Annotated in this window: 23 protein-coding genes and 2 pseudogenes; 10 read left to right on the top strand and 15 right to left on the bottom strand. The window is 30.3% G+C overall.

The genetic code is table 11. The annotated features are described in order from the left end of the window. The first annotated feature begins 9 nt into the window (after positions 1-9). On the top strand, positions 10-774 hold the full coding sequence (locus HMPREF3265_RS11345; RefSeq protein ID WP_002502244.1) for an alpha/beta hydrolase: 765 nt from the start codon (positions 10-12) through the stop codon (positions 772-774). Positions 775-990: 216 nt separating this feature from the next. Here HMPREF3265_RS11345 and HMPREF3265_RS11340 read toward each other — a convergent pair whose 3' ends face one another. From HMPREF3265_RS11340 to HMPREF3265_RS11330, 3 genes are all read right to left on the bottom strand, one after another. Beyond that, a complete protein-coding gene (locus HMPREF3265_RS11340; protein WP_070861707.1) occupies positions 991-1,932 on the bottom strand; it encodes a ketopantoate reductase family protein in 942 nt (313 codons plus the stop codon). 87 nt (positions 1,933-2,019) lie between these two features. Next, positions 2,020-2,238 carry a hypothetical protein gene (locus HMPREF3265_RS13045; protein ID WP_229664821.1) on the bottom strand — a complete coding sequence of 73 codons (219 nt, stop codon included), beginning with the start codon at positions 2,236-2,238 and terminating at the stop codon, positions 2,020-2,022. A gap of 273 nt (positions 2,239-2,511) precedes the next feature. Beyond that, positions 2,512-4,086: a BCCT family transporter gene (locus HMPREF3265_RS11330; protein ID WP_070861706.1), complete on the bottom strand. Its 1,575-nt coding sequence runs from the start codon at positions 4,084-4,086 to the stop codon at positions 2,512-2,514. 179 nt (positions 4,087-4,265) lie between these two features. On the opposite strand from HMPREF3265_RS11330, the pseudogene HMPREF3265_RS13160 reads away from it, so the two are divergent. Then, a pseudogene (locus HMPREF3265_RS13160) lies at positions 4,266-4,399 on the top strand (RimJ/RimL family protein N-acetyltransferase); the annotation flags it as partial. A gap of 349 nt (positions 4,400-4,748) precedes the next feature. On the opposite strand, the gene HMPREF3265_RS11325 reads toward HMPREF3265_RS13160, so the two are convergent. Together HMPREF3265_RS11325 and HMPREF3265_RS11320 are read right to left on the bottom strand one after the other, a co-directional pair. Next, entirely contained in the window at positions 4,749-6,062 is a 1,314-nt protein-coding gene (locus HMPREF3265_RS11325; protein ID WP_070861705.1) for a hypothetical protein, read from the bottom strand. Positions 6,063-6,235: 173 nt separating this feature from the next. Further along, entirely contained in the window at positions 6,236-6,844 is a 609-nt protein-coding gene (locus tag HMPREF3265_RS11320) for a hypothetical protein (RefSeq protein WP_070861704.1), read from the bottom strand. Between the two features lie 245 nt (positions 6,845-7,089). Between HMPREF3265_RS11320 and HMPREF3265_RS11315 the strand changes: the two genes are divergently transcribed. The 6 genes from HMPREF3265_RS11315 to HMPREF3265_RS11290 all read left to right on the top strand — a co-directional run bounded on the left by HMPREF3265_RS11315 (position 7,090) and on the right by HMPREF3265_RS11290 (position 14,501). Continuing rightward, positions 7,090-9,882 (top strand): type I restriction endonuclease subunit R, encoded by a 2,793-nt coding sequence (locus HMPREF3265_RS11315; RefSeq protein WP_070861703.1) that lies wholly within the window; start codon positions 7,090-7,092, stop codon positions 9,880-9,882. 90 nt (positions 9,883-9,972) lie between these two features. Next, entirely contained in the window at positions 9,973-10,554 is a 582-nt protein-coding gene (locus HMPREF3265_RS11310; RefSeq protein WP_070861702.1) for a restriction endonuclease subunit S, read from the top strand. Further along, positions 10,555-12,111, top strand: a complete 1,557-nt coding sequence (locus HMPREF3265_RS11305) for a type I restriction-modification system subunit M (protein WP_070861701.1) — start codon at positions 10,555-10,557, stop codon at positions 12,109-12,111. After that, entirely contained in the window at positions 12,104-13,336 is a 1,233-nt protein-coding gene (locus HMPREF3265_RS11300; protein ID WP_070861700.1) for a restriction endonuclease subunit S, read from the top strand. The genes HMPREF3265_RS11305 and HMPREF3265_RS11300 overlap by 8 nt, the downstream gene beginning before the upstream one ends. A gap of 168 nt (positions 13,337-13,504) precedes the next feature. Then, positions 13,505-13,729 (top strand): hypothetical protein, encoded by a 225-nt coding sequence (locus tag HMPREF3265_RS11295; protein ID WP_070861699.1) that lies wholly within the window; start codon positions 13,505-13,507, stop codon positions 13,727-13,729. A 40-nt stretch (positions 13,730-13,769) separates the two neighbouring features. Next, on the top strand, positions 13,770-14,501 hold the full coding sequence (locus HMPREF3265_RS11290; protein ID WP_070861698.1) for an HNH endonuclease: 732 nt from the start codon (positions 13,770-13,772) through the stop codon (positions 14,499-14,501). Between the two features lie 84 nt (positions 14,502-14,585). Here HMPREF3265_RS11290 and HMPREF3265_RS11285 read toward each other — a convergent pair whose 3' ends face one another. From HMPREF3265_RS11285 to HMPREF3265_RS11240, 10 genes are all read right to left on the bottom strand, one after another. Continuing rightward, positions 14,586-14,807: a hypothetical protein gene (locus HMPREF3265_RS11285; RefSeq protein WP_070861697.1), complete on the bottom strand. Its 222-nt coding sequence runs from the start codon at positions 14,805-14,807 to the stop codon at positions 14,586-14,588. 13 nt (positions 14,808-14,820) lie between these two features. Then, a complete protein-coding gene (locus tag HMPREF3265_RS11280; protein ID WP_070861696.1) occupies positions 14,821-15,324 on the bottom strand; it encodes a DUF1643 domain-containing protein in 504 nt (167 codons plus the stop codon). A gap of 14 nt (positions 15,325-15,338) precedes the next feature. After that, entirely contained in the window at positions 15,339-15,656 is a 318-nt protein-coding gene (locus HMPREF3265_RS11275; protein WP_070861695.1) for a DUF960 family protein, read from the bottom strand. A gap of 85 nt (positions 15,657-15,741) precedes the next feature. Beyond that, positions 15,742-16,089: an SAUGI family uracil-DNA glycosylase inhibitor gene (locus HMPREF3265_RS11270; protein ID WP_070861694.1), complete on the bottom strand. Its 348-nt coding sequence runs from the start codon at positions 16,087-16,089 to the stop codon at positions 15,742-15,744. A 134-nt stretch (positions 16,090-16,223) separates the two neighbouring features. Continuing rightward, entirely contained in the window at positions 16,224-17,867 is a 1,644-nt protein-coding gene (locus tag HMPREF3265_RS11265; RefSeq protein WP_070861693.1) for a recombinase family protein, read from the bottom strand. A gap of 30 nt (positions 17,868-17,897) precedes the next feature. Beyond that, the gene (locus HMPREF3265_RS11260; RefSeq protein WP_070861692.1) at positions 17,898-18,191 is read right to left on the bottom strand and encodes a hypothetical protein; all 294 of its coding nucleotides are present in this window, start codon (positions 18,189-18,191) and stop codon (positions 17,898-17,900) included. After that, positions 18,160-19,560, bottom strand: coding sequence for a recombinase family protein (locus HMPREF3265_RS11255; protein ID WP_070861691.1), 1,401 nt, complete (start codon positions 19,558-19,560; stop codon positions 18,160-18,162). The genes HMPREF3265_RS11260 and HMPREF3265_RS11255 overlap by 32 nt, the downstream gene beginning before the upstream one ends. A 171-nt stretch (positions 19,561-19,731) precedes the next feature. After that, on the bottom strand, positions 19,732-21,363 hold the full coding sequence (locus HMPREF3265_RS11250; protein WP_070861690.1) for a DNA primase family protein: 1,632 nt from the start codon (positions 21,361-21,363) through the stop codon (positions 19,732-19,734). 1 nt (position 21,364) lies between these two features. Continuing rightward, a complete protein-coding gene (locus tag HMPREF3265_RS11245) occupies positions 21,365-21,835 on the bottom strand; it encodes a hypothetical protein (RefSeq protein ID WP_070861689.1) in 471 nt (156 codons plus the stop codon). Between the two features lie 2 nt (positions 21,836-21,837). Further along, the gene (locus HMPREF3265_RS11240; RefSeq protein WP_070861688.1) at positions 21,838-22,977 is read right to left on the bottom strand and encodes a DNA polymerase; all 1,140 of its coding nucleotides are present in this window, start codon (positions 22,975-22,977) and stop codon (positions 21,838-21,840) included. Between the two features lie 105 nt (positions 22,978-23,082). Here HMPREF3265_RS11240 and HMPREF3265_RS11235 point away from each other — a divergent pair, with 105 nt between their 5' ends. Further along, positions 23,083-24,210 (top strand): hypothetical protein, encoded by a 1,128-nt coding sequence (locus HMPREF3265_RS11235; protein ID WP_053024815.1) that lies wholly within the window; start codon positions 23,083-23,085, stop codon positions 24,208-24,210. Between the two features lie 139 nt (positions 24,211-24,349). Further along, positions 24,350-24,718: pseudogene (locus HMPREF3265_RS11230) on the top strand (GNAT family N-acetyltransferase); the annotation flags it as partial. Between the last annotated feature and the right edge of the window lie 12 nt (positions 24,719-24,730).

Raw genomic sequence — 24,730 nt, 5'->3', positions numbered from 1 at the left:
GTAGATAATATGGCTTTAATCCAGATGAATTATTTATCAAAAACGCTTGGAATGCATCAATCTTTAAATGTTATTTTACCTGAAGATGACAGTTATTTTGATTCAGCGAACGAAACAAAAAAACTTAAAACAATGATGTTATTTCATGGACTATCTAGCGACACTCATTCGTATATGAGATATACAAGTATAGAACGCTATGCTAATGAATATCAATTAGCGATTATAATGCCTAATGCAGATCACAGTTTTTATACGAATATGGCTTTTGGACACAGTTATTATGATTACATTTTAGAAGTTTACAATTATGTACACCAGATTTTACCGTTGTCTAAAAAAAGAGAAGATAATTTTATTGCAGGGCATTCAATGGGAGGATATGGAACAATTAAATTTGCATTAACACAAAGTCAGTTGTTTTCTAAAGCTGCTCCTTTATCTGCTGCATTCGACGTTTCTATGCTTAAAAAATACAAATGGTATGATTTTTCACCAGAGTCTATAGTTGGAACGGATAAGGAGATAGTTGGTAGTAATTTTGATCCTTATCATCTCGTTGATAAAGCTATAGAGAAAAATATTGATTTGCCAGAGTTATTAATTATGTGTGGTACAGAAGATGAACTTTATAAAGGTAACTTAGATTTTATTAACTATTTAGATAAAAAAAATGTACAGTATGACTTTATAAAGAGCTCAGGAAAACATGATTATGCATTTTGGGATAAAGCTATTGAAAAAGTAATTAAAATATTTACAAATAATATATAAAATAATAAGACCATTAGTCTAACAATTTTGACTAGTGGTCTTATTATTTTATTCTTATATAGAAAGATTTAATATTGATTATTCATTTACAAGTTAATTTAAAAATCAATATATATATTATTTAGGGCAATGACAACAATTGAGTTTTATCAAAAAAATACCAATTCTTTCAAATAATTCACAAAAAAGTATAGTTTAATTTTACATTATTTCATATTAACGTTTATTTAACTTCATTTCTAATTGATGAATGAGATGAGTAATCAGTTCATTATTAGGAGTTGCGATACCTAATGATTTACCATAGTTCACAATTTGACCATTTAAGTAATCTATTTCAGTTAAACGACCATGATTATAATCTTGATGCATTGAAGGATAGTGTAAACCTTGTGCATGATCAGGATAAGCTGCTTCAATTTTCGAGATTAAGTCGTTAATATGAATATCTACATTTTTAGCATGTGCTACGTCGACAATTTCTTCAATGATTGGGCGTATCATTGCTCTAGAATGATCATAAGCGCCCAATTCACCGATTGTTTTATCTAATATCGTGCACAGTGGATTTAAAACACTGTTAAGCGTGGCTTTAGACCATATTGCTTTAAATACATCATTACTGATAGTGGCATTTAAATGAGCTTGATTTAAGATATCTGCAATTTCTTGAGTACGTGGGTCTTTTTTACCATCAGCACGTTGAAAGTCAATTGAACCTTCACCTTCTAATAGCAATTGACCTGGACCACGTAATCCAGCTGTCCACATTGTTACGACTAAGAAAATTTGTGATTTTGGAACGAATTGTGATAGACGTTCGTCATGGCCTAAACCATTCATCATACATAAGATGGCAGTATCCTCGCTAATTGCTCCCTGCTCTTTTAAAATTTGCATCATTTGTTCAGATTGCATTGATTTTGTTAAAAGTACGATAATATCATAGGTTTGATTGACCTCTTCAGGGAATGTGGCATGCATTTCAACAGTATAAGTATCATGTTCAGTTTGAACTTCTACTCCTTTTTCATTTATTCGATGAACATGATCTTTCCAGTAATCTATTAATGTAACATCTTGTCCACTTTGTTTTAGGTAAGTACCAATACGACTTCCCATTGCACCCGCCCCAGCAATTGCAATTTTATTAGCCATACTTAACACTCCTTATTTTTCTTGTATTCTATCTATTTCCACTAAAATATGTTAAAAATATAGTCTAAATTACATAGATTTAAGCTACTAATCATTTTCTGATGATTTGTCTTGTGCTTGTTGATCCTCAGAAGACGATGATTCTTCTTGCACATTATCATCATTATGATTAGATTCCGTACCTTCTTTATCTTCCGATGATTGATTTTTGGTGTTTGTTTCTTCTTGATTTTCATTAGTAATTTGATTATTGTCTTCTTGATTTTGACCATACTTTTGTTCTTTAGCTTTATTAAATTGTTTCATTTCTTCATCAGTTGCATTAGTATAACTATCTATGACTTCTCCACGATATTTATTAACCTTAATTGTTTGTGTTAATGCAGGCCCAGCAACTGTTCCGTTTTTAAAATTAACAAAATAAGCTTCATTATTTGTTGCATTTTTATCAATATAAAATCCACTTTGTTCTCGTCCAGAATTTAAATATTTTTTAGCATAAATTTTAGCTACATTTTAATCATCGACTACCATCAATATATAAAACCTGAGACATTTAATAATGTCTCAGGTTTTGTCCTATTTAATTTTAGATTGTTGGTTTGTGTTATTTTTAATATAGTTCTTTTTACGTTGATGATCAGGTTGTAAGGTTAAACCTAAGAATTTTCTTTCTTGATTTGCATCTTTGAAAAATGAAATCATCATTAAAATAACAACAAAACTAAATGGCAATGCTGAAATAATAGCAGCTGATTGCAGAGCATCTAGACCTGTCGATCCACCAGATAGTAAAAGTATGTAGGCAATCGCTGATAACATGACTCCCCAAACAATCTTAACAAAACCGGATGGATTTAAACGTCCAAATGATGTTTGCATACCTAATACAAATGTAGCTGAGTCTGCGGATGTAATAAAGAACGAGCCTACTAAGATAATAGCGATAAACGATAAAATTGTACCCATAGGCATCTCATTGAAAATACCAAATAATTGTGTTTCAGGTGGCATACTAAAGATATGTTTAGATTGCTTACCAATTTCAATACCAGTAATACCAAAGGCTGTAAACCATAGCATACTAATAATTGTAGGAACGCCTAATACTGCTATAACGAATTCACGAATCGAACGACCTTTTGAAATACGTGCAATGAAGATACCTACAAATGGTGACCAACTCATCCACCAGCCCCAATAATAAATCGTCCATGACTGTAACCATTCATGTTTTTGTGAGTTAAGTGGAGCAACATCAAAGCTATTAAAAATAAGTGTATTCAAATATTCACCAATTGAGGATGTAAACATATTCATAATTAAAATTGTAGGACCTACAATTAGAATAATAATAAGTAACATCGCAGCTAAAAGCATATTTAAATTACTTAAATACTGAATACCTTTGCTTAAGCCACTCCAAGCACTAATTAAGAATAAAACTGTAACAATAAGAATAATAATGCCTTGAATAAGCTTATTGTTTGGCACTCCAAATAAATAATTTAAACCACCGTTAATTTGCATGGCGCCAACACCAAGTGACACTGCTACCCCAATAATAGTAGCAAAAACAGCTAGAACATCTATAACAGTACCTAATGGACCTTCTACTTTATTTCCGAAAATAGGACGTAATGTACGAGAAATGAGTCCTAAGTCATTTTTTCTAAACTGTGTATATGCAAGAGCCAAAGCAACAATACCGTAAACTGCCCAAGGATGTAGTCCATAATGTAAGAAACTTGAACGCATGGCTTCAGCTAGAGCAGCTTCTGTTTCTTTACTCGCTGTTGGCGGCGATAGATAATGTGAAATGGGCTCAGAAGATCCATAGAATACAAGTCCAATACCCATACCTGCACTAAATAGCATTGTTAGCCATGAAATGGTATTAAATTCTGGTTTATCATCAGGTTTTCCTAATTTTAGCTTTCCAATTGGATGAAAAATAAGAGTGATACAAAATATCAGAATAATACTAATAAGTAGCATATAGTACCAACCAAACGTTTCTGTAATAAAACTTCCGATTGCTCCTGAAATTGAACCAAATTGATTAGGGAAGATGGCTCCAATAATTACCAGTAACCCTACAGTAACTGAAGCAAAAATAAACACATTTGAAAACTGTTTAGATTTGTTTTCCATGTATTTAACTCCTTTCAAATTTAATAAAGTAGATGTATAAAAGCTTAACATATATAGTTAAAAGAATAATGAATAAGTTTAAAATTTTACAAACATGTAATAAGTTTATACCTTTGAATTGTGTAATATGTTGCTTTGGTTATAATTTCTTTCATGTTTTAAAAATATAAGAGATTCTAATTATATTTGGATATCAAATTAATGAACTCTTGAAATTAAAAATATTTGAAGAACGAGAAGTGAAGCAGAATAACTATTTAAATTAATAGATAGTAATCGTAAGTATCTATCAGAATTTCTACCTTTTGCTGAATAAATAAAGAAGGTTGAATATAGTAAAAATTTTATCTATTCACTATTGCAACAGTTTACACGCGAATAAGAAATGAGGAGTTGTATTTAAAAACCGCACTGATGCGGAGATGGATTTCCATACCCTCTTTAGTAGCGGTTTTTTTAAATAAAAAAGCTCTGGAAGTATAGTAATGAATATCTGTACATATAATAAAGCAACTGTATAAATTAGTCGGTAATAATCGTAGAATCTCTTTAATCCAACAACTATAAATTTTATATTATTTAGGTGTAATTCTAGTTGTTAGATTGAAGAGATTTAATATCAAGGGAGTATTAAAGTTAATTGAAATATAAATTTATAGTAGTTATCTTTCCTCTAGTAATTTTTTTACATGTGTATATTCATGTATAATATCTGTTTTAAAATTATGTTTATACATTTCATTTAAAACCATTTCTAAATCTGTCTTACCTCTCCAACGGCTGATTATCTGGTTATTATCATTAAAAGCTGCTATAATTTTTTGAAATTGAGTTTCATCAAAGTAGCTGAAAAATGGCATTATAAAATGATTGAAATTAGAATTAGCAGTGTCAAAACTAACACTCTCTCTAAATATTTCAATAATTTGGTTCAAGTAATCTTGGGTCAAACCTTCTTTTTCATAAACTTCGAATAAAATTTTACTAAAATCTTTACTAATATGATTAAAATTCCAGTTTTTAATATTATTATTTATAAAATTTAACTGATCATTTAAGTCGTTTCTTAAAAAATAGGATAAAAACTGGTAATTACCTTCTTTGTCATTATCAATATTAACTTTTAGAAATATTTGAGTTGAATCATTAAAATGCTTATATAAATTATGTCTTGATATAAAATTAATTAAAAGATTAAACCTTTCAGATTGAAGTTCACTTGGTAAAAATTTCTGAAAATGTTCATCTTCTAGTATAAGATTTATTTTGTTTTTATATTTGTTATAAAGAATATTTAAAGTTCTAAAGTTAATATCTCTGTTTTGATTACAATCTTTATTGTCAAGATAAAAAGTAATCTTCCAAAGAGACTTGAAAGTCTTTGTTATTAAAATGTCATCATTATCAAAGTGCTTTAAATATTTGTTGTCTAAATATTTTTCTAATTGCTTATCATTGATTAAATACGACTTATTAAGAGATAAGTCTTCTAATAAATCATCAAATATTTTATTAATGAAAATTGGAGGTTTTATTAATAAGTCTTTTAGCATATTTTTCATATAAGAAATCACTTCTTCACGTGTAGGGGAATACAGTTCACCTTTATTTTCATTAATAACTGGATGAGCTGACAAATGTCTCAATTCTCTTAGATGATTAATATTTGTTTCTGTAGCTTTGTCAATTAGATTTGTTTTAGCTACATGATCAACTAATTTCTTTTCCCAAATAGGGTTAGTAGCATTGTCCTCCTGTACTTTATCTATTTCATTTAAGATGTCTATTGCTTTCTGATTATTATATAGTGCTTTCATATAATTTAATTTAAATATAATGTCACAAATAACTACTGAATATAACATTACTATTGCAGAACGATAACTTTCAGTTTGATAAGAAATTAATATTTCTTTAAAATATTCTTTAGTTTTTTCATTGTCAATGTTTTCATATAAATTTTCAATACTATCCATAAGTCTCTCTCCCATTATTTAAATTGAAAAAATCAATACATTAAAGCATTTATCAAAATAATTACTATATTTAATAAATGCTTAGTAAGTATGAAAAATGAACTTATAACTCAAATAAATAAAAATAAACATTTTTATAGGAAGTTCTTCCTTTACTATCTATTTTAAGAAATTTAAGACATTAAATTTAAAATATATGACCATTGGTTTACATGATGTGGTAATAGTAAGCCGCCTTCGCGATGATCAAAATATTGACTGTTATGATCTTCAGCGAGGTAAAAATGATACCTACCATTATTATCTAAATTTTTACTTTTTAGTACATCTAGCATTTCTTCATGGTCAAAAATAAAATAATGTGAATTATTATGAGTATCAAACACTACAAATATGAAGGCATCATACATATTAATTTCATCATTAGAAACGACAAACCATCCTGAATATTTATATTCATCAATGAAATTGTATTGTTTAGAATAATCTTTACTTTGCTTTAGCATAACTTTTTTACTATTATCAGGGTTATTTTTATTATTTAAGAATAAACCTGATCCTTCGCCGTTTTTAGGTATAGCTTTCTTTACTTCATAAGTATCATCTAGCAATTTAGATTCAATTACACTTTTAACCTGCTGAACCAATTGATTTTTATTTAGTTTAGGCATGTTAGCTTCCTCTTTTTCATTTGACTTAAAGATGTCATCTTCTAATTGAGAGACTCTTTGTTCTAATTCGTTTATTTTTCCAAGTAATGCATAATATTTTTGGTCCTTCATTGCAAAACCCTCCTTTAATTTATCTATTATTTTATCAAATATTTTTAGATAAAACAATAGATAAAAATAGATATTTTAGATAAAAATTTATAGAGTTAATTTTTTGGATGTTATATTCAAATAGAGTTTTCGTGTTTAGTCATTATTTTAATTAACTTATCTTCTAAAGAATATGGTATTCAATATTAATTATTACTAAATTTTGATATATTTAAAGAAAGATTAAGTTTAGGGTGGATGAATGAATGGCTTATCAGAGTGAATATGCATTAGAAAATGAGGTGCTTCAACAACTTGAAGATTTAGGATATGAACGAGTAAACATACATAACGTTGAACAATTACATGATAATTTTCGTACTATAATTAATGAACGTCATAAGGACAAATTAAATGGAAAACCCTTAACAGATCGTGAATTTGAACGTTTAATGACGGGAATTAACGGTAAATCTGTATTTGATAGTGCAATGCAATTACGCGATCGCTATGTACTAAAGAGAGATGATGATACAGATCTTTATATAGATTTCATGAACTTAAAACAATGGTGTCAGAATAAATTCCAAGTAACTAATCAAATCAGTGTGAAAGATAAATATAAAAGTCGTTATGATGTAACGATTTTGATTAATGGTCTACCATTAGTACAAATAGAATTGAAACGTAGTGGGGTAGCGATTACGGAAGCATTTAATCAAATTGAGCGTTATCGTCGTCAAAACTATACGGGTTTATTCCGATACATACAATTATTTGTCGTTAGTAACAAAATGGAAACACGCTACTATGCGAATAGTGATCGTGAAATCTTTAAGGGACAAATGTTTTATTGGAGTAATGAACAAAATGAGCGTATTAATTATCTTAAAGACTTTATTGAAGATTTCTTAGAACCATGTCATATTGCTAAGATGATTAGTCGTTATATGATCGTCAATGAAACAGATAAAATTCTAATGGCATTACGTCCTTATCAAGTCTATGCGGTTGAGGCCATTTTAAATCGTGCGTTAGAAACAAATAACAATGGTTACATTTGGCATACCACAGGTAGTGGTAAAACACTGACCTCTTTTAAAGCGAGTCAATTATTATCGCAAGAAGAAAATATTAAAAAAGTGATTTTCTTGGTCGACCGTAAGGACTTAGATAATCAAACGTTAGCTGAATTTAATAAATTCCAAGAAGACTCGGTTGATTTTACGGATAATACGCGTAAATTATTGAGACAGTTAGCCGATCCAACTTTACCTTTAATTGTGACAACGATTCAAAAAATGGCGAATGCAGTAAAGTCCAATCACTCAGTAATGGAATCATATAAACAAGATAAAGTGATTTTTATTATTGATGAATGTCATCGTACGCAATTTGGAGATATGCATCGTTTAATTAAGCAACATTTTGAAAATGCACAATACTTTGGATTCACGGGTACACCACGTTTTGAAGAAAACAAGAGTCAAGATGGCCGAGCTACAGCGGACATTTTTGATACATGTTTACATCACTATCTCATTAAAGATGCTATTAGAGACCATAATGTACTTGGATTTTCTGTTGAATATAATCAAACGTTTAATTCACATGAAGATTTGGATGAAGAGTATATATCAAAAATTAATACGTCGGAAATTTGGATGGCAGATGAACGTATTGAAGCTGTTTGCCGACATTTAATTTCAAATTATCACAAGAAAACAGATAACGGAAATTATACGTCAATGTTTGCCGTTCAAAGTATTCCAATGGCGATTAAATATTATGACACATTCCAAAGACTAAAAAACGAAGGTGGTCATGGTTTAAATGTTGCAACTATTTTTACGTATCAGGCTAATGAAGATGCACAAGAGGATGACAATCATGTTCATTCAAGAGAAGTGCTCGATCGCATTATGAATGATTATAATCAAACATTTAAAACGAACTATAATACGGATAATTTCGAGGGCTACTTTTCTGACGTATCTAAGCGTATGAAAGAAGTGGTTCGTGATGACAAGATTGATATTCTTATTGTAGTTAATATGTTTTTGACTGGTTTTGATAGTAAGAAACTGAATACCCTTTACGTTGATAAAAACTTGAGACATCATGATTTAATTCAAGCCTATTCAAGAACGAATCGCGTTGAAAAAGAACGTAAACCTTACGGTAATATTGTATGTTATCGTGATTTAAAAAAACAAACGGATGAAGCCATTGAAATTTTCTCACAAACAGATAATACAGATACAGTATTAAGTCTGTCTTACGAAGAATATTTAGATAATTTCAGAGATATCTTGCAAAACGTTTTTCAACTAGCGCCAACGCCTTTAGATGTCGATAAATTAGAGGCTGAGGATTTAAAAAAAGAATTTGTCATTTCGTTCCGTGATTTATCGAATACTTTAATCAAATTAAAAACCTTTGATGAATTTCAATTTACAGAAAATGAACTTGGCATTGCAGAACAAACGTATGAAGATTATAAAGGAAAATACTTAAATATTTATGAAGAAGTCATGCGTGGTAAAAAAGTGAATGGTGAAGAGGCTGTTTCCGTTTTAGATGATATTGATTTCCAAGTTGAATTAATGCGTAATGATTTAATTAATGTGAAGTATATTATGGATCTCATTGGTCAAATTAATCTATCTGATACAAAAGCACGTGATGAAAAACGTCATCAAATTCATAAGTTATTAGATAAAGCTGATGATCAACAATTACGTTTGAAGGCTGATTTGATTCGTAGCTTCTTAGATAAAGTTGTGCCGTCACTAAAAGAAGATTCCGATATTAATGAAGCCTATTATGAATTTGAAGACAAAGAAAAAACAAAAGAAATTGATGCATTTGCAGAACAAAAAGCCTTTTCTGCTATGTTACTTAACGAAGCTGTTAATGAGTATGAATATAGTGGTAATATTGATCGTAAATCTATCGGTCAAAATATTTCAGAGCCTTTTATGAAACGTAAGCGAAAAACAGATCAAATTATACAATTTATTGAAGATACAGTAGAAAAGTATGGTATGGTCGAATAAATTTTATGAAAATCCTTGTATTTTTTCTTTACTACAAGGATTTTTCGTTATATACTCAATTTGTAGTAATAAAAAAATACAAAAAAGAAGGTGGGTCAAATATCTCAATTATTTACGTTTCATAATGGTTCTTTAATCAATCGACTTGAGACCGTAGAAGCTTCTCAAGGCATAACATTACCTATCTACGATCAACGTATGATGGAGTTCGATAGTGGAGAGTTTCAACCGACAACATATCAACCTAAGCAGGTAACATTAAGCACAACACATCAAGCCAAGATAGTTCATACAGGTGATATCGTGATTAATATGATGACAAGTGAGTGTGTCATTGTGAGTCAACAACATCATGAAAGTATTCTTCCTTATAATTATACGCATATTGAAATTGACACAGCACACATCGATGCTAATTATTTTGTCTATTGGATGAATGCTTCATCTCAAGCGAAGAGTCAGTTAAATCAATTTAAGCAAGGAGGTTCATTAGTTAAAAAATTAACATTAAATCAACTTAAACAACTTAAGATGACGCTACCTCCATTAGAACAACAACAGCGTATAGGAAAACTTGATGAACGACGTAGACACTTAAAGTATTTACAAGCGAAACGAACTTACTTGATGGACCAATTTTTATCAGAATATTTATTTAAGGAGGGCATTTAGATGTCAACAACGGAAAAACAAAGACAACAGCAAGCCGAATTACAAAAGAAATTATGGAGTATTGCGAATGATTTACGTGGAAACATGGATGCAAGCGAGTTTAGAAATTATATTTTAGGACTTATCTTTTATCGATTCTTATCAGAAAAAACAGAAGAAGAAGTAGCTGAGTTATTAAAAGAAGACAATATTTCATATGCAGAAGCCTGGAAAGATGAAGAATATCGTGAAGCGTTACAACAAGAATTAATTAATTTAATTGGTTTTGTGATTGAACCTCAAGATTTATTTAGTCACTTAATTCAGAAAATTGAAACTCAAACATTTGAAATTGAAGATTTGCATAAAGCGATTAATAAAATCGAAGAATCAACACGTGGTGAAGATAGTGAAGAAGATTTTGATCACTTATTCGCAGATATGGATTTAAACTCGACACGTTTAGGTAATACGAATGCTGCTCGTACGAAACTTATTTCTAAAGTCATGGTTAATTTAGCTACACTTCCGTTTGTGCATAGTGATATTGAAATCGATATGTTAGGAGATGCTTACGAATATCTAATTGGACAATTTGCGGCTAACGCAGGTAAAAAAGCGGGAGAATTCTATACGCCACAACAAGTGTCTAAAATTTTAGCTAAGATTGTCACAACGAATAAACCGAACTTAAAAAATGTTTATGACCCAACATGTGGTTCTGGTTCATTATTGTTACGTGTTGGACGTGAAGCCGATGTTCGCTTCTATTACGGTCAAGAATATAACAATACTACATTCAACTTAGCACGAATGAATATGTTACTTCATGATGTGAACTATACACGTTTTAAAATTGATAATGATGATACCTTAGAAAATCCTGCTTTTAGAGGAGAAAAATTTGATGCAGTAGTAGCTAATCCTCCTTATAGTGCGAAATGGAGTGCCGATCCTTCGTTCTTAGATGATGAACGCTTTAGTGGCTATGGTAAATTGGCGCCTAAATCAAAAGCCGACTTCGCCTTTATTCAACACATGATTCATTATTTAGATGATAATGGCACAATGGCTGTCGTTTTACCTCATGGTGTATTATTCCGTGGTGCAGCTGAAGGAACGATTCGTAAATATTTAATTGAAGAAAAAAATTATCTAGATGCGGTCATTGGATTACCAGCAAACCTTTTCTTTGGAACAAGTATTCCAACTAGTATATTAGTATTCAAAAAATGTCGTGAGGATAGTGATAATGTATTATTCATTGATGCTTCTCAATCATTTGAAAAAGGTAAAAACCAAAATCATTTGACTGATAAAGACGTTAATAAAATTGTAGAAACCTATCGTAATCGAGAAACCATTGATAAATTTAGCTATGTAGCATCGTTAGATGAAATCAAAGACAATGACTATAACTTAAATATACCAAGATATGTCGATACATTTGAAGAAGAAGAACCGATTGACTTAGATGTAGTCCAACAACAACTCACAGACATTGATAAAGAAATTGCAGATGTTGAATTAGAGATTAACAACTACCTCAAAGAATTAGGAGTGTTGAAACATGACTAATGAAGTAAAAAATGAGCCCGAGTTAAGGTTTCCTGAATTTGAAGATGCTTGGAAAATCAAAAAATTAATTGATTTAGGAGAGTATAATAAAAGTTATTCATTTTCAAGAGCAATAGAAGGAGAAGGCTATATTCATCATATTCATTATGGAGATATTCATTCCAAATTACCTTCAAAAATTGATAAAATAAATTTACTCCCAACCATTACCGAAAATAGAGACTTCAATTTTCTACAAAAAGGTGATATTGTCTTTGCTGATGCATCTGAAGATTACAAAGATTTAGGTAAAGCTGTATTGTTTGATATCAATGGTGAAAATGTTATTGCAGGATTACACACTCATGCTTTTAGAGTGAATAATCAAGTTGTATCAGAATTTTTAATTAATTACACAAAAACTTTAGCATACTACAAATTCATAAAAAAACAAGGGACAGGAATTTCAGTTTTAGGAATTTCTAAGAAAAATTTATCGAATTTTAATCTAGGATTACCTGAATATAATGAACAAAAAAAAATAGGTGATTTCTTTAGCAAACTCGACCGCCAAATTGAGCTAGAAGAAGAAAAACTTGAACTTTTAGAGCAACAAAAGAAAGGCTATATGCAACAAATTTTTTCACAAGAACTTCGTTTTAAAGATGATAAGGGAAATAATTATCCTGAGTGGGAAGAAAAATTAATATCGGATATTGGCAAAGTCGTTACGGGCAATACTCCTAGTAAAAAAGAGAATGAGTATTGGAACTCCAATCAATATGTTTGGGTGACACCAACTGATATTTCTAATAAAAAAAACATTTCAACTTCAGCCTATCATTTAAGCCAAAAAGGATTTGAGAAGGCTAGGAAATTACCTAAAAATACTTTATTAATCACTTGTATAGCAAGTATTGGGAAAAATGCTATTTTAAGAATAGAGGGGGCTTGTAATCAACAGATTAATGCTGTTATACCTAACGACAATTATGATGTTGATTACTTATATTACGCTTTCGAAGAAGTATCTAAGTTAATGAAAAGTATTGCAGGTAAAACAGCTACTCAAATTGTTAATAAAGGAATTTTTGAAAAATTATTACTTAATGTTCCAATATTAGCTGAACAGAAGAAAATTAGTGATTTTTTAAGTAAAATAGATATATTAATTGATATGCAAGATCGAAAAATTGAGGCATTAAAAAAACGTAAGCAAGCCTTTTTACAGAAAATGTTTGTGTAGTGCTGATAACGACCTATTATGTAAAGTAACAAAGGAGAGAAGTATAATGGAAAAAGTTTTTGCTATTGAATACTTTATCAAGAAAAATGAAAATGATAACAAAATAACTAAAGTGAAAATATTAAACTTCAATCATTAGAGACATAAGGGTTGGAAGGAGTAAAAAAGATGGGAATATTTTATGTGTTTCAAGGAGACACTTATTATGATGAGCGAGATGGAGGATTTGTATGGTCTCCGAAATTGAATGAAAATGGACGTAGAAACAATGGATATACAACGATGACTTTCATAAAAAAAGGCGATTTTATTCTTCATAATTTTGAGGGGAAAATGATGGCTATAAGCATTGCACAGACGAACTGTTTCGAAGCTAAAAAAGCCATCATATAAACGTAATAAAGGTACTGCTTGGAATGATGAGGGATATAGAGTGGATACTGATTATTATGAATTAGAAGAGCCGGTTGAAATTACAAAATCTCAACATAAATCTTGGTTAGCTTCAAATCATAAGTCTGATAGTGCTTTTACAATAAAGGGAACAGGAAAACAACAATACATGTGTTCAATTGACACTAACCATGCTATTTATTTATTGAAAGCAGCAATTGAGTCTAATCAAAATACATCTACAATCCAAATCCTAAAAGATACATTGGTAGAGATTGAAGAGGAAAAAGTTGGTGATTATGATTCATCAGAAAAAGAAATGATTGATGATTTAATTGAAAATCAAGAAGAATCCAAACCTACATGGAATGGTCATCAAAAGCCTCAAGAGATGATGACAGTATCTTCTCTACAAAAAGAAAGACCTAAGCGAAACTTTAAAATTGCAGCCGATGCTTTAGCACGTGCTGATTACAAGTGTGAATATAATATAAACGATAGAATCTTTAAAAGAAAATCTGGTAAGGGTTATACAGAGCCACATCATTTAATACCGATTAGTAAATATAAAGATTTTGATTATAAAAATTGTAGTTTAGATACAATGGAGAACATCGTTTCACTTTGTAGTCATTGTCATAATTTACTTCATTATGGTAAATTCGAAGATAAAAAACCTATTCTTGAAAAACTGTATAATGAAAGAAAAACTGCATTAAGCAATGTCGGTTTAGATATTACATTGGAAGGTTTAGAAGCATATTATCAATAAAATAGTGAAAAGAAAAAAAGCTAAAGAGCCTCCTTCACTACTAAGTGAAGGAGGCTCTTATCTTATTAAAAGTAATATATAATTTCATTTAGGTAAGTAATGATTAATGATGTCTTGTAAATCAGTATTTAAAACTGTCGTTATGCGGTCATCATTCATAAAATCTTGAAATATCTTATCAAGAATTTCTTCATCTTCTATTGCTGTAAAATGATGAACTAAACCTTTCACAGTTGAAATATAGTTTTGTGACGCTAAGCACTTAGCAACTGTTTGCCAATATGATTGAATTGAATCTTGGTTCATAGATAATTCTCCTTTATTTTAATGTCCATTTTTGACGGGCTTTAGGGTTGAGTGGATGCATGATTTCGTTCGTTACTGGATTTATAAGCTTTTTTACTTTCTTTTTATGAGGTTTTAACATTTCCATCACTTGTTCAACACGTTTTTCGACACCAGGACGTTTAGCATAAGCACCATATGCTAAGATGATTTTTTCACTTTCAGATACTGCTTTCATAATATGAATATCTGTATGTTTATCATAGGGTTCTTTTATATGCTTAAGATTTTCAGGTGTTTTAATGTTCGAAAATAAATTAACAAGATAAACTGAACCATAATAGTTTTCAGATGATAATTGATTTAGGATTAGGACGGTCGTTAAATCAAGAGATAATATTCCATCTAAATGAGGATACATCGTTATCACTGTACAAGTTGGCAATTTTCTATCCCATGTTTTTTTAAGTAAATAACGATGTTTTTCATCGTCACTGAAGATAGCTTTAGTTTCTATAATACTTGTAATTGAATTCATACTCGTCATTCCTTTTAGTATTCTTCTGGTAAAAGCATCACATAATAAAAAGTGTCTACATCATCTTCTCGAATGACATAGACTTTCTTAGGTAATAGCTTTTGATTTTTTCCATAATTTACAAAGTGATTTTCTAATTTGTAATGGGGTTGTTCTTGTTCATGAATGATGGTTAGTGCTGTTTGGTCTTGACTTAATCTAAAAATATGAAAATAATCTCTCTTATCTTCATAATTTTTATCTCTTAAACGAACCATCTCCCACATCATAATTTGAATTTCTAATGGGATCATGTCATTAATACCGCGTGTGATATAACGATTAATTTCCATTTATTTACCTCCGTCTTGGACTTCTTTCATGATTACGATGACTTCTGTAATAATGGTTACAGTTAGTTGGGCTGCTCTGATCCAGTTATTCATATTTGTTTTCTCCTTTCAATAAGTGACGTTCGTCTATGATTGTCGTTTGTGTATCATTAAGATATAGAAAGTCCATGTCATAGTGATTGAGATATCCGATGCTGATGAGTTGGTTTTGATAATACATAAGAAATGGATAAATACTGAGTTCATGAAGTTCATTGTTATAGTATGTGTAGGTTTCGAGGATACGATTTGATAGAGGAGAATCATTCAAAAAGCGTTCAGGTAAGATGTTATCTGCAGATTCATTGAGGGCCTCACATTCCCAGTTTTCTTGGCTGGTTAGTTGAAATAGATTAGTAATATAAGATTTGAGTTCATTTATTTGAGTTTTCATATATAGCCTCCTATTTATTTGAGTAGATGTAGGTCATAAGCTACATCATTCATATAATATATGCTTGATTTATAATTTGTTACATTTAGTAGAAAAGTGGCGATAGTGACAATAGTGACAGTAAATGACTTGGATTATATTTCGAAAGAGAGGAAAATTATTTCAGAAGGAATGTTAGCCAATAAAGAAGACGAACAATTGAGTAATTGTTCGTCTGGGTTAATATTATTTAATAATGTTTCTACAATATCTTGGTTAAATTTAAAGGTTATATAAAACTGCTTTTTATTATTACTGTCTGCTTTAATGTAGATATGTTCAATCACTAAATGATAAACTGCTTTTAAAGAAGAATTCTTACTATTTTCTAAGTTCTTAAATAAAATATGAAAAATATTAATAACAGTATCTGCTTCTATTTTAGGATGATTCACATTTTTATTACTTTCTAATTGCTTGATGCTTGTGTTCAATTCATTAATTTGCTCACTATATTTAAGCAATGTTGGTTTAATAGATTCAGTTAAACTTGTATCAGTAGTTATAACTTGAATTAAATTATTATACCTAGATTTTAAATCGTCAATTTGAAATTGTTTATTTGCGATTTCGTGATTGATTTCATCAGTATTGGGTGTTCTTTTATGGTTAACAGCTTCTACCACTTTTTTAATTAACTCAGGTTTTTGAATTAAATTTTTGATATTTTGAAATATATAGTTTTCTATGAAATCAGCACGAATATTTGGTGCTGCTTTACAGTCTTTGCTTCTTTGTTTACGTGTTCGGCAGACGTAGTATCGAAAGTGCCGCTTACTTCCATCCTTCAGTGTATTTATAGTGTTTGAAATAACGTAGTTCGCATTGCAACATTTACATTTTAATAGTCCTGTTAAGAGGTTGTCTGTTTTGTTATTACCGCGTTTATGACGTTTTCTTGCTTTAAGCTGTGTTTGAACTTTATTCCATAGTTCTTGAGAAATGATAGCTTCGTGTTCACCTTCAGTAATGATAGGGTTATCATTATATCCTTTGCGACCTTTTTTCTTCCAATCAACATATTGATTATAAACAACTAAACCTCGATATACTTTATTTTTAAGGATATAAGATACGGAGTCTTTAGAATGTGGTTTTCCTAATTTTGTTACCTCATGTCTATCGTTAAGTACTTTTGCTATTGCAGTGAAGTTCATACCCTGACTATACATTTGATATATTTCCTTTACAATTCGACTTTCATGTTGGTTTACAATTAAAAGGCCATCAATACGGTCATAGCCATAAGGTGGTTGACCACCAACTGATTTACCTTCACTGGCCTTGTTTGAGGCACCAATACGAATATTATCCTTTAATATTGTTCTTTCATATTCACCTAGTGATCCCATAATATTTAGCATTAATTTGTTCATATCTGTATCAATGCCGAGGTGTTCACTGACTGAATAAAAAGATACATTATTTTTTTCACATTCTTCGATGATTTGTAAAATATCTTTCATGCTACGACCTAGCCTTGTAAGCTTCCACACAACTATCTTATCTAACTTATTATTTTTCAAATCATTAAGCATTTGTTGTAAGCCAGGTCGATTTTCCATTTTCGCACCACTAATTCCGTTATCAATATAAGGTGGTAGCATTTCATAGTCATTTAACTTACAATATTTCTCAATTTCAGCAAGCTGGGCCGGAATTGAATTGTTGTCAATCTGCTTGATTGAGCTGGTCCTAACATACGGTGCTACTGTAATAGTAGGAGAAGTTGTATCCATGGTATCAAATCCTTATTTTAAATTTTCTATTTAAGCTCCTATCATTTCAAGATGAGGTAATATATCTATATGTGAGTAACAATCAAGATTAGATTGTTTTAGCCCTGGGTAATCACAAGCATCGCTCCATAATATAACTGGTAGATTGGCGACGATATTATGTTCAATATCATAATGTAAATCGTCTGCTTGAGTATAAGTTTTAATGACAGTTAGATTTAAATTTTGACAAGCATCTTTTAACGTATCAATATTTTCATCAGGCATTAACTCTCTTTCATCATTCTCATTTTCATGTGCTAATAAAAGTACTTCTTTCATCATGTTTATCATCCTTTTCTTTTAATAAGTTGAGTGGAGTATTTTTTAGAAATACACCAGTGATTTCTTTATCTTTGTTTACTGTTATTTGAGTTATCATTTCAGATAACTGATCAATATATAATGTGTAATTAGATAAAATATTTTGTGTAATACATTTCAACTGATTAGCTGAATTGACTTGGTTATAACGATTCATTTTGTTATGCCATTCTTTAATCTTGTTCAATTGTTTTTTGTATTCTTCAATGCTGATTTGCTGCTTAGACAATTTGGTAATGAGCTGATCTTGGTTATATTTAGGACGACTTCTTTTGATTTTTAAAGATAATTTAGAATGAATAGTATTTTCTAAACGTTGAATCATTTGTTGGTTGATAATATTATCTTCAATAATCTTAATAACTTGCTTATCTATTTTTGAAGCTACGAAGTACCCCATACTGCACTTTTTATAACCTAATTTATCATTCAAAGGACATATATAATACGTAATAGGGCATGTCATATGCTTTCGATTCATACGAATTGGCGTCATTGTTGCGCCACAGATGCAACGTATTTTCTTTCGTAACAAGACGATAGGATGGTAGTGTGTCAATGTTTTTTTAGAGCCTCTTATTGTTTCAGCTTTACGGAATAAACTTTTTTCGATGATGGGTTCAAAGTTCCCTTCATATTCACCGAAATGATTGCGAATTAATCCTGCATATTTTTCATTGGTGATGATGCGCATCACTTGCTTAGGGGTTCTATTATAGAGTTTAGAATGATTAATGAGCGCTTGAGATATCTTTTTATAACCCCAACCTTGATTAACGTACATGTTGAAAATAAATCGAATCGTTGTAACCTTTGATTCATCAATATGAAATGACTTATTCATGTAGATATAACCAAAAGGAGCATTAGTCCCTAGCAGTTCATTGTTTTCTGCTTTAATAGCGTTAGCTGAACGGACATTTTCTGAAATGATATTGCTTTCAGTTTCGCCTAAGATGGCTAAGCAACGAATTTTAAATGCTTGTGTTTTATCTGATAAATCAAACCGACCATCACTTAGAGAAGTGATGAGAACATGGTGTTCTTCGCAAAGTGTTTGTAGCTCCATAAAATCTTTAAAATTACGGTTTAAACGATTTATTCTAAAAACAATGATATGATGACACTCGCCTTTTCGTATTACATCAAGCATAGACTGATATCCATCACGTGTGGTTGAACGGCCGCTTTTTACGTCACTAATGAACTTAACATCCTTTATTTTATGAGTATTCGCATACTTCTTGATCGCATTAATTTGAGAGTGAACCGAATTCTCTGTTTTCTTTTTATCAACAGATTGACGCGCATATCCAATAACTATACTCATTTATATTATCTCCTTTCTGTTTTGATAATATAAATTTAAATTTGGATTTAATATGCTCTAACTCCCAGCATTAAGAGTTAGAGCGGGTGTTTATTCTTTTTGATTATCAAGATGTTCGATAATCAAATCAGCTAATACTTCTATTAATTCATCCAATTTATATCACCTGTCTTATTTGATTATTTTAGCGTCACCATCGTCACTACTGTCACTTTTAAACTTAATACCTTTAACTACTGTATTACCAGAAGATTTAGTTTTAGTATAATTAAGCTCCAAATTTTGCATTTCAAGGTTAAATTCACGCCAAAATGCAATAGGAGATAGTAAATGAATAATATTGCGATTATTTATTTCTGACCATGTTTTAAAAGCTGTCATCAATTCATTACCTGATAAATTAGTATTATCAAAGTTAGGTTCTAAGCAATTCTTAATGAACTCGGCCATTGGTGAAGTTTTATTGAAATATTTCTGCTTAATATTTGTCATCTTTTTAGAGATAGTGAAATTGAAATCATTTTGTTTCAAACGCTTTAAACCGCATATTGCCCAATTGAGTATTCCAGGCAATTCTTGATGTAACTGTTGAGACAAGCTTTTATTCTGAAAGCTTTTAGGAATAGGTTTTGTCATAGGTAAAATAATAATTCTTCTTTGTAAACCATGACTTTTATCTTTAATTACAGGTAGCTCATTCATTAAAAACGTTAATTTTACAGGAACATGAGTTTCAATTTCTTTTAAGTTTTTGCGATTAATCGTTATCTTTTCACCAGCAGTAATGCCTTTTAATTTATCGGTACTGAATTCAGTATTTGATGATTCGGTAGCTAGATTAAGCTTTTTGTTTAGTAATGGCTCTAGACCAAAATCTCTGTTAAAGTTACTTAATGGAATAGCCGTGGTATTAGCGACTCCAACAAGTTGTTCTAATAAACCAAATAATGTTGATTTTCCTTCCCCACCTTGGCTATATACTAATAAGAAAGCATTAGCTTTAAACGTATTGGAGAGTACATAGCCAAACCACTCTTGAACAAACGCAATGTCATCTTTATCATCAAACCATTCATGTAAAGATTTATGAAAAACTGGAGCCTGAGCATATGGGTCGTATTTTATATATGATTTAACGGTTGAGAGGTGTAATGGCGATGTAGGTTCTATTTGAAATGTACTGTAATTAAACGCACCATTTTCTAAAGTGAGTGCTATCTGATTGAATTCCTTAGCATCATAAACTTTAATACGTCGTTTAATTTGGTCTATTAAAGCTGTTTCCAGGTTTTTCGACCAACTCGCCCCCAATGTGTAACAAAGTTCATAGATAAATCTTTGCAAGGGAAGTTCTGAGGTCTCCCAAACACCTTTTTCATAATTGTAAAGTCTTATTTCATCAGGATTATCTGAGGTACAAACAATACTAAAGCAAGCATCAATAAATTTAGCTGTTACCCCTTTTTTAATACGTGTCCCACCCCTTTGCGTTTTGTTAGTCAGAACCTCCTTTAATATATATTGAAGACTTTGATGAAATTTATGTCTTTTTTGCGATAATACAGTCTGTGGAACTGATGGTACGCTGCGATTTTTCTTTATACGATGCATGTAAAAATTCATGTTAAAATTATTCTTCAATATCGCTTTCTGATCTTGGCGATTAAGGTCTAATAAAGGATAAAGAGGAGAAGACGCATCAGTAGCGTCTTCCAATCTTTTTGTCAAAGTAATTGGCTCTGGTTGTTGCTTGATAAAAGGAATCACGATGTTTAAATTTTCAGTTGACTTTACGTTAATCAATTTAGTCATCCTCCTCTGCATCAGCCCATGGGTCAAAAGAGTTTACTTGTGGTTGGTTAGATATATTTGATTGATTGTTAACATGCTCTTGAATCATTTGATTGCTTTGAATAAGCGGTATGATGAATTGCCAATTGGTTAAGACAGGGTAACCTTTATTATTAATATAGTAATTTGCTGTACCAGTTAATCCTTTTAAATCAATAGTGTCAAATTCAGGTTTTCTTAGAGCTTCAGCTACTGACTTTATAAATTGCCCGTATATTGAGTTGGCATTTGTATCAACAAAAATGAGATGAGAAGGTAATTTTTTAGAATTATGATTACTATCTTTTATAGTTACATCTAGCTTAATAACATTAGCTTCTCCATTAGATGTTGGGATAACATCATCTAGGACTTTGTTGATTTCCACAGATACGGGACCTACCTCTACATCATTCGATAAATTACTTATATTGTGCTTAGACATAGTTAACATACTCCTTTTAATTGATTAAATTTTAAAATGTTATTCAACGGGAAGTCGTTGTGATAACGATTGATTGTATCTTCAAAGTTTTGTTGCAAAAGCTTTTGCCAATTTGAATTACTCGGGTTTACTTCGATCCATAGCTCATCGTGAATGACATTAACGATATCTAAATTAAGTTTGTATGCTTCTAACATAAGTAACTTAATCGCAGTCGCGACTGATGATTGCAGTGCGAAATTACGTTTAGTACTCTCTTTCATTTTGACAAGTGGCATAACTCTTCCAAAGAAGGTTTGTACTTCATTTTGACTTGAGCATAGATCTAAATAATGAACTGCTTGTGGTATTGTAAGCTCTAATTGTTCTAATATGTGATTTACATCCACTGAAGTAATATCAAAATCATTCTTCCTTAACTTTTTCATCAATGTGTTAGTACTTGCGCCATAAAGCCAAGCAAGGAAGAAGGTTTTACATATATTACGCAATCGCTCAGGTTGTTCATTACGATTGTAAGGAGTAATCAATCTACCAATATAGCTGTACATATCCTGATCAGTACTAAAATGATTTAGTAAAAATTGATCGTTAGAATAATAGGCCAAAAATCGCAGCTCAGCTTGGTTAAGGTCTATAGACCACAATTCTTTATAAGTACTACTTGAAATGGCATACTTTCGCATAGACTTAGGTATAGAAGTTAAGGGCATCTTCTTAGCAGTCATACGACCACTATATGAAGAATATAGATGCCATTCACCTTTAATTGTGAAACTACCAGCTTGGTTCACTGATGCGCTAACAAATGGTTTAACCCATAACAATAAATACAATTTTATTTTTCCAGCTCTGGTATTACCCTGATGCTTTTCTTCATTTAATATAGTGATTAAAGCATCTAAGCCTAAACTCACATTAAATTGCTGATTTATGCGCTTGATTTCATTGTTTAGCCACTTTGAATCAATAGTTATGTCATTTGTCTCAATAGCTGAAATGATAGGTTTTACTGCTATCTCTAATTCATAAAGTTGTTTGAAAACAAATGAAGCTTCGAGTAATGAATCTAGATTAACTTTAACAACATTTAAATCAATATTTTTTGGTAGTAATAGTAAATGTAGGATGTTAATCTTCATTGTTTGATTCCATCTCCTTATTAAATTAATTAGTGCTTGATTAGCACAATTTTATATTAGTAGTATTTACTTAAATACACAGAATAAAAAAAGGTGGCGATTTTTGTGAATAGAAATTTACTATCTTATGAAAATGTTTTAAATGAAGCAATTTCTATAATGAAAATTGATTTTATAAGTGATATACAACAAAAAGAGGAACTTTTTAAGAAATATAATGATATTTCAAAAAATATATTTAATAGCTTAGTTATAAATAAGTTATTAAATAAATTAGATGAATTAGACGGTGTTTCTAAAATGAGTCGATTTGAATATCTAGAAAAAAGAAAGAAAGAATTCAATATCGATGCAGTTGATGATGATAATGAATTAAATAAATTTAATCGATATTTTACTCACTTTAACCTCAAGCAATTAACAGAAAGTAAGAAAAGAGGAAAGAAATTAATGGAAGTCAGTCCTTTTAAGGCTATTTCAATAGTAAATGAGGAACAACTAGATTCATTAATGGCTATTAAATGGGGCATACCTGAGTTGTGTCATAATCAATCAATTGATGAAGAAGAATTAATTGTTTTGAATAGAATCCTCAAACGCGTCAATAGACATCTTGATGCTTCAGCAAAAAAATTAATTGAAAAAGGATATATTTATGAAATAGTGACAGATATAAAATACGATGATTTGTATAAACTTTGGGAATACTTCTATAAAGAGATTAAATTTTACAAAACAAATAGAAATCAAATTAAAAGTATAATAAGTTTAGAGGAAGAATATAAATTAGCAATATTAAGTGAACTATTTACTTTAATTCGAGAGTATTACAATACTACTCGTTCGTTACGAATGCCAGCTAAAGAATATAAACAACAAGTTAATTTAATGATACAAAAGTTTATGAATAACGTCATAATAGGAATTGACTTGCCACTTGTAAGCTTACAAATAATGAGAAGTATAGTAAAGAAAGCAAAGATTATTAAGTATAAAAAAGAGAAAATCCAATTTTTACAGCAGGCACCTTTAATGTTTAAACACGTCCCTGAGCAAATTTATTACTTTAAATATGTTATTAATATAGTATTTCCTGTTAAAGTTGACAAAGTTGATCAAGACAGATTAAATAAATTGTTCTTAGAATATTATAAGCAGTTAAAACCATTTCGAAGTTATGATAAAGATTTTAAAGACAAAGATATTAAACAATTTTATGAAGTAATTAAATAATTAGTAATTTAAATTATTTTTTATTTTTTTAAATATATATATAAAGAGTATTGATGAAAAAATAAATTAAAATATAATTTTTAGATATCGTATATGAGAAGATGGGTTTAAGTGTGTCGCTTGAAAACCGCAGTGATGAGGAGATGGATTTCATTGCGGCATATGGTATGACAAGGAACTTGTAGGAGTCATCGGCTTGCATTATTTAGATCTTGTTAACAAACGAACGTCTATCGGTTACTATTTGGCAGAGCACTTTCAGAAAAAAGGGATTATGACAGCATGCACAAAGGCGTTGATTCGCTATGTGTACGAAGAATTTGATGTAAATCGTGTGGAAATTCAAATGTCGACGCGCAATCCGAAAAGCAGGGCCATACCTGAGCGACTTGGTTTTACGCAAGAGGGCGTGTTGAGAGATAGTGAACGTCTACGTGGAGCGTTCTCAGATAGTTATGTGTATAGTCTATTAAGAGAAGAATATGGGGATGTTAAAGAAGAGTGGTAAGTAGAAGCTTAT

It is taken from the genome of Staphylococcus sp. HMSC62B09 (assembly GCF_001839115.1).
Classification (GTDB): domain Bacteria; phylum Bacillota; class Bacilli; order Staphylococcales; family Staphylococcaceae; genus Staphylococcus; species Staphylococcus haemolyticus.
The sequence above is the reverse complement of the archived record's forward strand: the minus strand, read 5'-3'. Positions and strand labels throughout refer to the sequence as shown.